The sequence below is a fragment of the Selenobaculum gibii genome (genome assembly GCF_030273445.1).
Taxonomy (GTDB): domain Bacteria; phylum Bacillota; class Negativicutes; order ICN-92133; family ICN-92133; genus Selenobaculum; species Selenobaculum gibii.
This window is the reverse complement of the sequence record NZ_CP120678.1, coordinates 2619824-2633734: the sequence shown is the minus strand read 5'-3', so window position 1 is coordinate 2633734 and position 13911 is coordinate 2619824. Positions and strand designations below refer to the sequence as shown.

17 protein-coding genes are annotated in these 13911 nt (G+C 36.5%); 14 read left to right on the top strand and 3 right to left on the bottom strand.

The annotated features are described in order from the left end of the window. From P3F81_RS12665 to P3F81_RS12610, 12 genes are all read left to right on the top strand, one after another. Complete coding sequence (locus tag P3F81_RS12665) at positions 1-945, top strand: branched-chain amino acid ABC transporter permease (RefSeq protein ID WP_147669454.1); 945 nt, start codon at positions 1-3, stop codon at positions 943-945. Beyond that, positions 945-1715, top strand: coding sequence for an ABC transporter ATP-binding protein (locus P3F81_RS12660; RefSeq protein ID WP_147669456.1), 771 nt, complete (start codon positions 945-947; stop codon positions 1713-1715). Before P3F81_RS12665 ends, P3F81_RS12660 begins: the two co-directional genes overlap by 1 nt. Further along, on the top strand, positions 1715-2419 hold the full coding sequence (locus P3F81_RS12655; RefSeq protein WP_147669458.1) for an ABC transporter ATP-binding protein: 705 nt from the start codon (positions 1715-1717) through the stop codon (positions 2417-2419). Before P3F81_RS12660 ends, P3F81_RS12655 begins: the two co-directional genes overlap by 1 nt. Before the next feature lie 100 nt (positions 2420-2519). Continuing rightward, entirely contained in the window at positions 2520-3167 is a 648-nt protein-coding gene (locus P3F81_RS12650) for a CBS domain-containing protein (protein ID WP_147669460.1), read from the top strand. Positions 3168-3314: 147 nt separating this feature from the next. After that, complete coding sequence (locus P3F81_RS12645; RefSeq protein ID WP_147669462.1) at positions 3315-3728, top strand: DUF134 domain-containing protein; 414 nt, start codon at positions 3315-3317, stop codon at positions 3726-3728. Positions 3729-3771: 43 nt separating this feature from the next. After that, positions 3772-4722: a phenylacetate--CoA ligase family protein gene (locus P3F81_RS12640; protein ID WP_147669464.1), complete on the top strand. Its 951-nt coding sequence runs from the start codon at positions 3772-3774 to the stop codon at positions 4720-4722. Positions 4723-4795: 73 nt separating this feature from the next. After that, the gene (locus tag P3F81_RS12635; RefSeq protein WP_147669466.1) at positions 4796-5617 is read left to right on the top strand and encodes an Mrp/NBP35 family ATP-binding protein; all 822 of its coding nucleotides are present in this window, start codon (positions 4796-4798) and stop codon (positions 5615-5617) included. An 87-nt stretch (positions 5618-5704) separates the two neighbouring features. Continuing rightward, positions 5705-5863 carry a hypothetical protein gene (locus P3F81_RS12630; RefSeq protein WP_309320489.1) on the top strand — a complete coding sequence of 53 codons (159 nt, stop codon included), beginning with the start codon at positions 5705-5707 and terminating at the stop codon, positions 5861-5863. Between the two features lie 63 nt (positions 5864-5926). Then, entirely contained in the window at positions 5927-6250 is a 324-nt protein-coding gene (locus tag P3F81_RS12625; RefSeq protein WP_147669468.1) for a DUF134 domain-containing protein, read from the top strand. Between the two features lie 129 nt (positions 6251-6379). Then, positions 6380-8050, top strand: coding sequence for an FAD-dependent oxidoreductase (locus tag P3F81_RS12620; protein ID WP_147669470.1), 1671 nt, complete (start codon positions 6380-6382; stop codon positions 8048-8050). Between the two features lie 144 nt (positions 8051-8194). Further along, on the top strand, positions 8195-9667 hold the full coding sequence (locus P3F81_RS12615; RefSeq protein ID WP_309320488.1) for a methyl-accepting chemotaxis protein: 1473 nt from the start codon (positions 8195-8197) through the stop codon (positions 9665-9667). Positions 9668-9877: 210 nt separating this feature from the next. Beyond that, the gene (locus P3F81_RS12610; protein ID WP_147669474.1) at positions 9878-10777 is read left to right on the top strand and encodes a cation diffusion facilitator family transporter; all 900 of its coding nucleotides are present in this window, start codon (positions 9878-9880) and stop codon (positions 10775-10777) included. 63 nt (positions 10778-10840) lie between these two features. On the opposite strand, the gene P3F81_RS12605 is transcribed toward P3F81_RS12610, so the two are convergent. Then, entirely contained in the window at positions 10841-11524 is a 684-nt protein-coding gene (locus tag P3F81_RS12605; RefSeq protein WP_147669476.1) for a phosphoribosylaminoimidazolesuccinocarboxamide synthase, read from the bottom strand. Between the two features lie 156 nt (positions 11525-11680). On the opposite strand from P3F81_RS12605, the gene P3F81_RS12600 reads away from it, so the two are divergent. Further along, complete coding sequence (locus P3F81_RS12600; RefSeq protein ID WP_147669477.1) at positions 11681-12112, top strand: rhodanese-like domain-containing protein; 432 nt, start codon at positions 11681-11683, stop codon at positions 12110-12112. 146 nt (positions 12113-12258) lie between these two features. Then, complete coding sequence (locus P3F81_RS12595; RefSeq protein ID WP_309320487.1) at positions 12259-12537, top strand: hypothetical protein; 279 nt, start codon at positions 12259-12261, stop codon at positions 12535-12537. 79 nt (positions 12538-12616) lie between these two features. Here P3F81_RS12595 and fosX read toward each other — a convergent pair whose 3' ends face one another. Next, a complete protein-coding gene (gene fosX / locus P3F81_RS12590; protein ID WP_147669478.1) occupies positions 12617-13033 on the bottom strand; it encodes a FosX/FosE/FosI family fosfomycin resistance hydrolase in 417 nt (138 codons plus the stop codon). A gap of 37 nt (positions 13034-13070) precedes the next feature. Continuing rightward, entirely contained in the window at positions 13071-13853 is a 783-nt protein-coding gene (locus tag P3F81_RS12585) for a carbon-nitrogen family hydrolase (protein ID WP_147669479.1), read from the bottom strand. Positions 13854-13911: the final 58 nt, after the last annotated feature.

Sequence of the window (13911 nt, the reverse complement as noted above, 5' to 3'; positions counted from 1 at the left end):
ATGAAGGCAGTAACAAAGAAAGATTTGAAAATTATTGGTCTTTGCGTACTTGTTTACGCGATTGTCGAAGGTTTACTTCAAGCAAATTTTATTGGTTCGTTTTGGGAGCTTAACTTAATATTAATTGCAATTAATATTATTATGGCGGCTAGCCTTAATCTTATTAATGGATATACAGGGCAGTTTTCACTTGGACATGCGGGTTTTATGGCAGTTGGTGCTTATGTAAGTGCGATTATTACGGTGAAATTTCAATTGCCATTTCTTTTAGCAATTGTTGTTGGTGCACTGGCATCGGGATTACTTGGTTTACTCATCGGGTTGCCAACGCTTCGCTTAAATGGTGACTACTTAGCGATTGCTACGCTTGGATTAGGTGAAATTATCCGTATTACGATTCTAAACATTCCTTATGTTGGCGGTGCATCTGGATTCATGGGAATCCCACGCTATACCAACTTCGCTTGGGCGTTCTTCGTTTGTTTATTTACGTTGTTTTTTATTAAGAATTTAGTCAATTCCTCACATGGTAGAGCATGTATTTCTATTCGTGAAAATGAAATAGCAGCGGAAGCTATGGGAATTGATACGACGAAGTATAAAGTATTGGCATTTACGATTGGCGCTGCTTTTGCGGGAGTTGCTGGAGCATTATTTGCGCATTACTTTTATATTGCCCATCCTGCATCATTTACATTCATGATGTCCTTTAACTATTTAACAATGGTAGTTATGGGGGGGCTTGGTTCTATTACAGGTTCTGTTGCTGGTGCGGTTATTTTAACTTTCGTTTCTGCGGCACTTGCAAGTTGGCCAGAATGGCGTATGATTGTGTATTCATTAGTGTTAATTCTCTTAATGATTTATCGTCCTCAAGGATTATTCGGCAATGTAGAATTAACAAACATAGGAATATTTAAACGTTTCAAAGGAGGAAATAAGTAATGAACTTATTAAAAGCAGAAAAACTGTCTAAAGTATTTGGCGGTCTAAAAGCTGTATCTAACTTTGAAATGCATATTGAAAAAGGTGAATTGATAGGTCTAATTGGCCCAAATGGCGCGGGTAAAACGACGGCATTTAACCTTTTGACTGGTGTATATCAACCGACGACAGGTGTAATTGAATTTGATGGCGAGAGTGTTATTGGTCTTAAACCATTCCAAATCACGCAAAAAGGGATAGCTCGTACCTTTCAGAATATTCGCTTGTTCTCGGAATTAAGCGTACTTGATAATGTAAAAATTGCTTATCATTCTCATGTAAAATATTCGGTGGCGGAAGCTGTATTTCGCGTAGGTAGATACTTTAAAGAAGAACAAGAAATTGAAGAAAAAGCAATTGAATTTTTAAAAATCTTTAAATTGGAACATAAAAAGGATGAAATTGCAAAAAACTTGCCATATGGTGAACAACGCCGTTTAGAAATTGCTAGAGCTCTTGCAGCTAAACCTAAATTGTTACTTTTAGACGAGCCTGCCGCTGGGATGAACCCACAGGAAACACAGCAATTAATGGAAATGATTCATTGGATTCGAGATGAATTTGGTTTAACTATTTTATTGATTGAACATGATATGAGTCTTGTTATGGGTGTATGTGAACGTATTTATGTGCTTGAATATGGTAGCATTATCGCACATGGCACTCCTGACGAAATTAAAAATAACCCTAAGGTTATTGAGGCTTACCTTGGTGAGGAGGTTGTGTCCTAATGCTAAAGATAGAAAATATTAATGTATTTTATGGCGCGATTCATGCGATTAAAGATATCAGCATTGAAGTAAATGAAGGTGAGATTGTCACTTTAATCGGGGCGAATGGTGCAGGAAAGAGTACAACACTTCGTACGATTTCAGGATTATTAAAACCGAAAACAGGCAAGATTACTTTTGAAGGTAAAGATATTGCAGGGATACCAGCGCAAGCTATCGTAAAAACGGGGATATCTCAAGTTCCAGAAGGTCGTCGTGTATTTGCGAACATGACAGTAATGGAGAACCTAGAATTAGGTGCATATATCAGAAGTGATAAGTCAGGTATTGCAGAAGATATGAATTCTGTATTTGAACGTTTTCCACGTCTTTTAGAACGTAAATCACAATTGGCTGGTACATTGAGTGGCGGTGAACAACAAATGCTTGCTATGGGTAGAGCGTTAATGAGCCGCCCTCGTTTGCTCCTTTTAGATGAGCCATCTATGGGGCTTGCACCTTTACTCGTAAAAGAAATTTTTACAATCGTACAAGAAATTAACCGTACAGGAACGACAGTACTTCTCGTTGAGCAGAATGCAAATATGGCACTTTCTATCGCCAATAAAGCTTATGTTTTAGAAACGGGCAGAATTACGTTATCTGGTGATGCAAAAGAATTGGCGGCAAGTGAAGACGTACGCAAAGCATACCTTGGGGGTTAATGGAATCAAAGCTTATTTTTACTAAAATTTATTAGGCAAAAAAAGGTTTCAGGTATATAATTAAAGTATAAGAATGTGCGAGTGAGAGGAGTGTTTTATTGTGTTTGTAAGCGATATTATGACAAAAAACCCTGTTACGGTTTCTCCTGATCTTATGGTGGATGAAGCTGCATTGATTATGAATAAGAATCGTTTTCGCCGCTTGCCTGTGGTCAAAGACGGCAATGTTGTTGGTTTTATTAGTGATCGCGATATTATGCAGGTCGCACCATCCCCAGCGACTACTTTGTCAAAATATGAGGTAAACTCGTTGTTGGCGAAGATTAAAGTGAAAGAAATCATGAGTAAAAAGGTATATACGATTCAAGCAAATGCGCCAATTGAAGAAGCAGCTCTTATGATGTGTAATAATAAAATTGGTGGAATGCCGGTAATTAGCAGTACGGGTGCTATTGTTGGCATTATTACAGAAACCGATGTATTCAAAGCAGTTGTTGATATTATGGGGCTTACAAAGGCAAACACAAGACTAACGATTCAAGGTGATGATAAAGTTGGTGTTGTACAAAACGTTTCAGCGGTATTTGCCAATATGGGGATTAACATTACGAGTTTAGTAAGTACACAGACTGGGAAAAAAGGAAAATTTGAATTGGTTGTACGTGCTGATATTGATAATGTAGATGAGATTAAAGCAAAGCTTGCAGAAAAGGGCTATGAGCTTATTCATCTCGCAAAAATTTCTTAATCGTGATAGAGTTAAGCATGATTGCTTCTATAAATATAGGGAAGCAATCATGCTTTTTATTTTTCTTGCCAAAAATAATTTATAGATGTAATATTAGTTATGAAATATATTTCATAACTAATATTACATCTATAAGGGAGGGCTTATGTGGCAAGACCGCAAAAGGAGCGAATGGTAGAAAAGATTCCGAAGGTTATCTACTATAAACCAGCTGGTATTCCGCTAAATGAGATAAAAGAATTGTCGTTGACGATTGAGCAAATGGAATCGATTCGCTTGATTGATATAGAATTACTAGATCAAGCGACGGCTGCGGAAAAAATGAATGTATCAAGACCTACCTTTAATAGAATTTTGAATAAAGCACGCCAGATTATTGCCTTAGCATTATGGCAGGGGGCGGCGATTCGGATTGAGGGCGGGAATTTCCAAATAGCTGAGATGGGAAAGCGACTATATTGTAATAAGTGTGGATATACTTGGGAGATAGTGATAAAAAAAGAGGTTTGCCAGCACATGAAAAAGTGTCCACATTGCGAGGGCGAAGTAATTTGCGAATAGCTGAATTTTACATAATAATATAAATAAAATAGGAGCGATAGATTTGATATTAGATATTGCAACTGAAGCAATGAATCAAGAACAGAAAAAACGTTTGCAAGAAGAAAAATTGCGAACCCTTTTTCAACGAGTGTATGAAAAGAGTGAGTTTTATCGTGAAAAAATGGATAAGCTAAAAATCGATGTGGAAGCTAAAGCTGTTTTTGACAATTTAGAAAAAATGCCGTTTACGACAGATGAAGATATCAAGCATTGTTATCCTTTTGGTCTGCTTACAATGCCTGTGAGCGGTGTTGCCTTTTTTGACTATTCGCTAGAAGAAAAAATTGCTGCAGGTTTTACGCTCAATGATAGAATGCGAAGAATTGAAATGATTTGTCGCAGCTTAGTAGCCTGTGATATCACCATGTGTTCCACGCTCTTGATAGATTCTCACGGCATTGGATTGGATGAACTGAATCTTATGCATCAGGCAGCTGAACGTATTGGGATTACAGTATTGATAAATCATGATAAAGATTTGGTTAATATGATGGCTGTGCTGCGTGATTTCGGGGTCACAACGCTTTACACATCGAGTGAAAGAAGTAAAAAATTTGGTGCATATTTAAATGAAAATCGTCAAAAGTGTTTTTTGCAGAGTATTTTATGCAATGCTTCCCATTGTAATGATCAAGAAAAAAGCGATTTAGAAAAGCAGTTTAATATCCCTGTATATCGTTTGTATAATGTAGCGGAAAAGCTAGGCTTGTTTATTGGCAATGAATGTGTTTATCAAGAGGGGATACATATTCATGATGATTATTTTTATGTTGAGGTGATAAATCAAGATGGGATGGCATTGCCGTACGGTGAAAGTGGGGAGCTTGTCGTTACGACATTAAGTCATGAAGCTATGCCTATTCTACGATATAGAACAGGGAAAAAAGCGGTTATGGAAAACTCAGTATGTAAATGTGGACGTACTTCATTGAAAGTACAGTTCTTTTCATAATGACGATAGTGGAGCTAGTGATTCTTATTGCTAATTGCAAATAAGAAACGAATATATTTAGGAGATGAATTTTATGGCATGTGGAATGGGGCAAAATAAACAATATGAAGAGCAAAGTAAGAAAATTCAAGATTTGATGAAAAATATAAAGCATAAAATTGCTGTGATGAGTGGTAAAGGCGGTGTCGGGAAAAGTACGGTTTCAGCGAATATTGCAATTGGACTAAGCAAAATGGGTTATAAAGTTGGCTTGCTTGATGTTGATATTCATGGACCTAGTATTGCAGGTATTTTAGGGATAAGAGATGCTGTAATTGAATTTAATGAAGATAGAATGGTGCCTTATCCTTACTCGGAAAATTTAAAAGTATTGTCTATGCAATGTTTATTAAATCAACCAGATGATCCAATTATATGGCGTGGCCCCGCTAAAATTGGAGTAGTAAGACAATTTTTATCGGATACTGAATGGGGAGAACTGGATTACTTAATTATTGATACGCCACCAGGAACAGGGGATGAACCGCTTACTGTTGCACAAACGGTGGATGAATGTAAGGCACTGCTCGTGACAACTCCACAAGAGATTTCTTTGGCAGATGTAAGAAAATCCATTAACTTTTGTAGACGCGTAAAATTACCTATTTTGGGTTTAGTAGAAAATATGAGCGGATTTGTTTGTCCAACGTGTCATACGCTGCATAATATTTTTCAATCGGAAGGTGGGAAGAAAACGGCAGCAGACTTTGATATAGAATTTTTAGGCAGTTTGCCAATTGACCCCAATGTTGTTGTAAGTGGTGATTCGGGGCAAAGTCTTGCCGAAGATAGCCCTGTAAATGCTGGATTAAATGAAGTGTTAAAAAATATAATAAATCAGACGGAGAAGAAATAGGCCTTAAGTAGTTATTGACATATGTCTATAATGTGTTATTATATAAATGAAAGCGACATATGTCAATAACTTAAGGAGATGAATGATATGCCAAGAAGAGATGGTACAGGTCCAAATGGAAGAGGCTGTTGTTTAAAAGGGCAGAACAATGGACAAGGAAAAGATAAATTTAGACAAGGCTATTGCCATGGCTTTAGTAGGAAAGAAAATATGTCTAATATCTCTACTAATCATCAAGAAAAATAGTATAATAAAAATAAAACCAGAGGACGCTCTGGTTTTACTTTTATTATACTAGGGGGAATCTTAATGCCAAGACCGCGTAAATGGAGACGGGTTTGTAGGATGCCACAAAACGATTGTTTTGGACCTTTAAATAGTGCATCGAATATGGATATTGTTATGACCGTAGATGAGTATGAGGCGGTACGTCTCATTGACTTAGAAGGATTAAGCCAAGAAGATTGTGCACAAAGGATGAATGTAGCAAGAACTACAATTCAAGGAATTTATAGCGCGGCTAGAAAAAAGTTGGCAGATACATTGGTGAATGGTAGGCGACTAATTATTCAAGGCGGTGATTATCAATTATGTGAAGGAGATTTTTGCAATAAGGGCTGCCGTAAAAAATAAACTTAATAAGTGTGACTTTATCACCGATAAAAAAAGTGTTTTAATATATAATAAGCGTAATTTAGGGATAAATTTTTAAAGGATAAGTGAGAAAATCTTCTTAACTTTGTGATAAAGGGAGTGCTTATTATGAATAAAAAGCAGAAAGTATTGATTATTGGTGGGGTGGCTGGAGGAGCTTCAACTGCTGCACGATTACGTCGTTTAAATGAGCAGGCCGAGATTATTTTATTCGAGCGAGGCGAGCATATTTCGTTTGCAAATTGTGGACTGCCGTATTATATTGGCGGGGAAATAAAAAACAGGTCATCGCTTTTGGTGCAAACGCCACAGCGCTTTAGAAATAGATTTAATATAGATGTTCGAAATTACCATGAAGTAATAGAAATTCATCAAGAAGATAAAATGATTACTGTTCGCAATCTCCAAACAGATGAAGTCTATCAAGAAAGTTATGATCAATTGGTTTTATCTATGGGAGCAGAACCGATAAAGCCTAAGATAGCGGGGCTTGATTCAAAAAAGATTTTTACGTTACGGAATATACCTGATACCTTGAAGATGAAAACGTATATTGAGCAAAAAAAACCAGCGCATGCAGTTGTGATAGGTGGAGGATTTATTGGGCTAGAAATGGTTGAAAACCTTCATAAAGCAGGTGTCCAAGTTGCATTAATTGAAGCGGGAAATCAGGTTCTGGCACCGCTTGATTATGATATGGCGTGTGAAGTTCATGCTCATTTGCGCAGTAAGGGAATAAAACTTTATTTAGGAAACGCTTTACAGGCGATTCATGAAGCGGAGAATCATGTTGTTGTTGATTTAAAGAATGGTGTGATAAAAACCGATATGGTGATTATGGCAATTGGGGTTCGACCTGAGAGTGATATTGCGAGAAAAGCAGGGATTGAATTAAATGAGCGTGGTGCAATTGTTGTCAATGGAAAAATGCAGACATCTATTCCTGATATTTTTGCAATTGGAGATGCGATAGAAGTTATTGATTTTGTTACAAAACAGCCAACATTCGTTCCACTTGCAGGGCCGGCGAATAAACAGGGGAGGATTGTTGCCGATGTAATTTGTGGATTCGATCGTTCTTATCAGGGAACACAAGGATCCTCGATTCTAAAAGTTTTTGATTTAACTGTTGCAACTACAGGTATTAATGAAAAAACAGCCAAAAGATTACAGCTAAATTACGAAAAATCATTTACACATTCAGAAAATCATGCAAGGTATTATCCAAATGCAATGGATATGTCGCTTAAGACTATTTATGAAAAAAGTACGGGGAAAATCTTAGGGGTTCAGATTGTGGGTTATGGTGGTGTAGATAAACGTTGTGATATTTTTGCAACGGCAATTCGTGCGCAAATGACGGCTTATGATTTAACAAGATTAGAGTTATGCTATGCACCACCGTTTGGTTCAGCGAAAGATGCTGTAAATGTGGCTGGATTTGTGATTGAAAATATTTTGACGGATAAAATGCATATTTTTCATTGGCATGATATTGCGGATTTGCAAAAACGTAAAGATGTTACCTTATTAGATGTTCGAACTATTGAAGAATATAATAATGGGAATATTTCTGGTTTTATAAATATTCCGCTCGATGAATTGCGCGAATCCTTGCCCCTATTAGATAGTTCAAAGCCGGTATATGTGGCATGTGCAATTGGGCTTCGAGGTTATCTTGCAGCGAGGATATTGATGCAACACGGTTTTGAAGTCTATAATTTAAGTGGTGGCTATCGGTTATATCAGTTTATTGATGAAGAAAAAATTAAAATCTGATATGATTTTGTCAAATATATTTGTTAATGATGGTTGATAAATATAGATATTTATCATGAATCAATATATAATGAGATAAATAATAGGATAAATGATATTAAATATAAATAGATAGCTTAATTTTTAATAGAAGGGATGGATTTTATGTTTTTTAAGAAACAACAGACATCGTCTTGTCAGGAAATGGGCTGTATTTTGGATTACGTTGATCGATCGATTAAAGGTGAATCAGTCAAAAGTCCGACAACGAATCATACAATGCATAATAAGGTGATTGCACAATTTGATCGATTGGTAGCCAATGAAAAAAGAATGGCAGATGCGGCAAAGGAAATACTAAATATTGCAAGCTTGACAAGCAGTTTTGATGTGGAAATGAGTTTTATGTCGAAACAATTGATGGAGTTTGCTGAGGAACTAGCTTCTCTGAGCGAAAATAATCTTGCAATTGTTGAAGAGACTACAGCGACGATGAATCAGGTAAATGAAACCATTGATTCAACTGCTACTACATTAGATAAGGTAGCTGACGGATCCAAAGTATTGGCAGATAAGAATAATAACAGTAAAAATTTATTGGTGGAAGTGGGCGATTTAAAAGAGGCTGTAGTCAAAGATACGGGAATGATGAATGAAAAAATTGAGCAGTTAGTTAATTTGAGTGCTGAGGTAGGTAAGATTGTTGACAGCGTCCAGGAGATTGCCAACCAAACAAATTTATTGGCTTTGAATGCGGCGATTGAAGCGGCTCGTGTAGGTGAACAAGGAAAAGGTTTCTCTGTAGTTGCGGAAGAAATTCGTAAATTGTCTGATGATACGAAACACAATTTGGATGGAATGAGAAGCTTTGTGGAAAATATTCATATGGCAGCACGTGCCGGTAAAATAAGCATGGACAGAACGCTAGAATCAACAAATCATATGAGTGACAAGATTGATATGGTATCAGAAACTGTTGGCGAGAATATTGATATGCTAAATGGTGTAATCGTCAGTGTAAGGGATGTCAATGAATCTATGCAAGGAATACGCTCAGCAGCAGACGAAATCAATAAAGCAATGGAAACTTCAAGTGTGGATGCGGAACGCTTTAGCGAAATGACGCGTTTGTTCCATAATGATGCAGTGGAAAGTGCGGATTATGCAGAAAATATTAGACAGATTGATGCTCAATTATCTGGGATAACAGAAAACCTGTTTAAAGGATTACGCGAAGGTCGTCATGCGATTACAAATCAAGAATTGCAAGAGGTTATTAAAAAAGCGCGGCAAGCACATATTGGATGGTTAGCTAAAGTGAAAACGATGGTTGATGAAATGAAACTGGCACCAATACAAACGGATTCACATAAATGTGCATTTGGGCATTTTTATCATGCGATTGAAATTGAGATCCCAATATTGGCGGACGAATGGAAGCAGATTGATGAAATACACGATCAATTCCACTCTCTCGGTGATCGACTAATTGATGCAATTAAAGAAAAAAATCTTAATGAGGCGAAATCGTTGTATGCACGGGCAGATACCTTGTCTCAATCTATGCTTGGACTTTTACAGCGTATAGATGAAAAAATTACGAAACTTACAGCAGAAGGAACTAGAATTTTCGAATGATTTCCGCCTAATAGACTAGATAATTTGAAATACATATGTTAATATAAAAATAATCAGGTATACATTGTATACTGGGCATTATGCAGCAGGAATAATAACCTGTGGGGCTTTTATAGTTCCACAGGTTTTTTGGTATAGCGAAGTTTTGACACTTTTACGTTGACGGGTTCATTATATACATGAAGAGGGATTTGGGAGGCGAGTTTATCGATGACAGAGGAAAGCAGCAATGCATTGAAAAGACGTACGGCATGGTTGTCTATTATTTCAAATACAACGCTTGTCATTTTGAAATTAATTGTAGGTTTATATACTGGTGCAGTCAGCCTTATCTCAGAAGCAGCACATTCGGGGATTGATTTAGTTGCAGCTATCATAGCATTTTATGCGGTCAAAAAGGCGGTTGAGCCACCAGATAAGGAGCATGCATATGGGCATGGTAAATATGAAAATTTATCCAGTGCAATAGAAGCGCTGTTAATTGTTTTTGCAGCAATTTGGATTGTTTATGAGGCTGCACAGAAAATGAAACATTTAACAGAGCCAGAATATCTCGAATATGGGATTATCATTATGGGAATCTCGATTGTTGTAAACTATTTTGTTTCTAAACGATTGATGCATGTAGCGAGACTTACACATTCTCAAGCTTTAGAAGCAGATGGATTGCATTTGCAAGCGGATATTTGGACTTCGATTGGAGTTCTTTTTGGATTAGTAGCGATAAAAGTTACGGGCTGGTTATGGATTGACCCTGTTATCGCAATTATTGTGGCAACGATTATTTTTAAAGCTGGTTATGACATGACGGTTGCAAGTGCAAAGGAACTTACTGATATGAGCCTGCCGTCAGAGGATGAGAGGATATTATCTGATATTTTTCAAGCCCAGCCTGAGATTCGAGGATTTCATCAATTGAGAACGCGTAGGTCAGGTGCATATAGAATTTTAGATGTGCATATTCTGCTTGACCGCGAGATGCCCTTGCATGAGGTACATGAGATCTGTGATCAATTGGAGAATAAAATTAAACAATCTCTAGGTACGATGTGTGATGTGACTATTCATGCGGAACCTTATGGAGATGTGCCAAATAGATCGTTAAAGTAAATGGAAAAAGAGCTATTCATTGAAAGTGATTTTCAATGAATAGCTCTTTTTTTGCCGGATATATTAAGCTAAGATTAATTTTTCTAATACTAATGGTTCGATATATTCGCCATTCTTAAATGCACGCATATTCCCGCCGGAAATTTCATCAATTAAAGCGATATGATTGTCTGCGCCAACACGCCCGAATTCAAATTTGATATCATAAAGTTCGATGCCTTTTTCGGCAAGCGTTTCTTTTACAATATTGCCAATTTTCTTTGTTAAATCTTTTAATATTTCATATTCGGATTCGCTTAAGATGTTAAGCATAGCTAATGCATCTTTAGTAATTGGTGGATCTTCGCGATCGTCGTCTTTTAATGTAACTTCAACAAAAGCATCTAATTCTTGTCCATCTTGAGCGTACTTTCCATAACGGCGTAAAAAACTACCGACTGCGCGATAACGGCAGATAACTTCTAATCCTTGACCAAAGACGGTTGCTGGTTTTACTGTCATCGTTGCATTTTCAATATCCGCAGAGAGGTAATGTGTTGGAATCCCTTTGGCATTTATAATTTCAAAAAAGTACTTTGTTAAACTTAAACCTGCACGACCAGCGCCTTCGATAGATAAACCTACAGTATTTGCACCTGGATCAAATACACCATCTGTACCAGTTACGTCGTCTTTAAATTTTAATAAGTAGTTACCATCTTCGAGTTTGTAAACGTTTTTTGTTTTCCCTGTATAAACTAAGTCCATTTTTGCCTCCTAGATGTTATGTAATTTTGTTACCTAATTACATCATACTACAGGTAGAAAAAGACTGTCAAAAAATTTGGTTTTGTAGCAAATTTTTTCTTGATACTTCATACTGTAATAAATATAATTACGGTATGAAAATAAAGGAGAATGATGATGAATAAAATATTGTTATTAATTTCAATGATTGTATTCTTAGCGCTTATATTGGCAGGCTGTGCTAATGCAAATACGCAAAATAACGTAAATAATGAAGAGGGAGGGACTTGTGTGCGAATTTCAGGTGATGAAGCAAAAAAAATCATAGATGAAAATAGAAGTGTGATAATTTTGGATGTGCGGACCCCTGCAGAATATAAGATAAAGCATATTCCAGGCGCGATCCTTATTTCAAATGAAACAATTACAAATAAAGAAATTGAAGGGATAAAAAAATCGGATACAGTTTTAGTTTATTGCCGTAGTGGAAATCGTAGTCGAGAAGCATCGGAAAAACTAATTGCTATGGGGTATAAGCATGTATATGATTTTGGGGGCATCGATACATGGCAATATGAAACGGAGTCTGATGCATACCAAGAAAAATAAAAGAATGGGAAATAATTGAAGAAGATGACGAGTGAATTTACAGTTGCTGTTCATGCATTGGTTTTTTAAATCATAAGCAAACGAGTCAATCCAGTGAATCGTTTGCTGAGAATGTCTGCACACATCTTGTACGCATTAGAAAAGTGTTGGCTAAGCTTAAAAAAGCGTATTTAGTAATAACAAAAGAAGGGAAGTGGGGATACCCAACGAAGTCTGCAGATTGGTCAAAGATAAAAGAAAGCAAATTTGTTTATTTTAGTAATACAATGTTTGCTTTAAAAGAATTACCTAGAGCGGTAGGTATTATTGGTGGCGGTTATATCGGTTTAGCAGTTACCTATTTTTATCAAAACTTTGGAGAACTTGTAAGCTTTGTTTCAGGCAGAGCTTTAGATCCATCTAACTACTATTCGCAGTTATTTTGACTACCCTGATCTCAGCTCTCACTGAAAGATGAGAGTCTAGGGCGGATTATTACATAGAGTAAACAGGCAGATAATGAAGTTATACTTCATTATCTGCCTGTTCATATGATGTTAACCTTTGGGACAATGTTCCTGTATGCAGTTCAAACAGATTATTGTCATAATCATAAAAATAAATTGAATATCCTTCGCCTGAAATACGTTGTCTAGGCGGTTTTAACTCCAAGTTAAGATTTTTAATTTTTTTGAGGTAGATATCTATGTCTTGTTCCTCTATTTTGAAAGCAATATGGTGATAGGTCCGGTGAACAATCGCCTCACTTTCCATAATTGCAATCCATTGATTCCCGATAAGAAAAAATTTTTCTTTATATAGCGAATGTTTTTTTTCTTCGCTGGTATAGATTTCTTTTGCATCAAAAACTTTTTTAAAAAGATTAGCAGTCCGGTCGAGATTTTTTACGATAAAAGTAATATGACTAATGCCTGTAATCATTTAAATCACCTTCTATATAAAATATGGGAATGCATTTTTATTTAAAATAAAGGTCAGGACGACGGTCATGAAAAACATTAATGCTAGAACGGATTTCTTGTAATAATTGCAAATTTAACTCGGCGACAATTATTGACTCTGCCTCCGTTGCTTTTTCAAGGATTTTTCCCCACGGATTAATGAGCATAGAATTGCCGCAGAGATGAAATTTATGAAATCTTCCTGAGCCGTTAATTGCAGCAACAAAGCATTGATTTTCAATAGCGCGCGCTTGACTTAAAATTTCCCAATGCATTTTTCGCTCGATAGGCCAAGCTGCGGGAATGAAAAGTAAATCTACATTTTGCACTGTAAGTGAGCGGACTAATTCACAAAAGCGAAGATCGTAACAAATGATAACGGCGCATCTTATACCATCTAGTTCAAAGACAACGTATTTATTTCCAGCGGTAAAAAGTTTATCTTCCTTTGCGGGAGAAAAAAGATGGATTTTATCATAAGAAGCCACTAAGTTACCAGAACGGTCAAAGGTATAATTCGTATTGTACAATTGCTTGTCAGTAATTCTAGCAATTGATCCACCGACGATATTTACATTATATTGTTTGGCTAAATTGCTTAAAAAAGATTGACATTTCTCTCCGTTTGGGTCAGCATATTCATTTAAAGGACGGGGGAAAAAACCTACATTCCACATTTCCGGTAATGCGATGATATCAGGCTTATTTTCCATACTCTTTTCTATTAAGCGATGTATAGTGGCCTGATTTGAGGTGAAATCACCGAGCTTTATTTGCATTTGTAGGAGCGATACTTTCATTATTCATCCTCACCCTCTTTGTTTTTATAGATACATTTGAAGAGTTTATCCGAAGGCT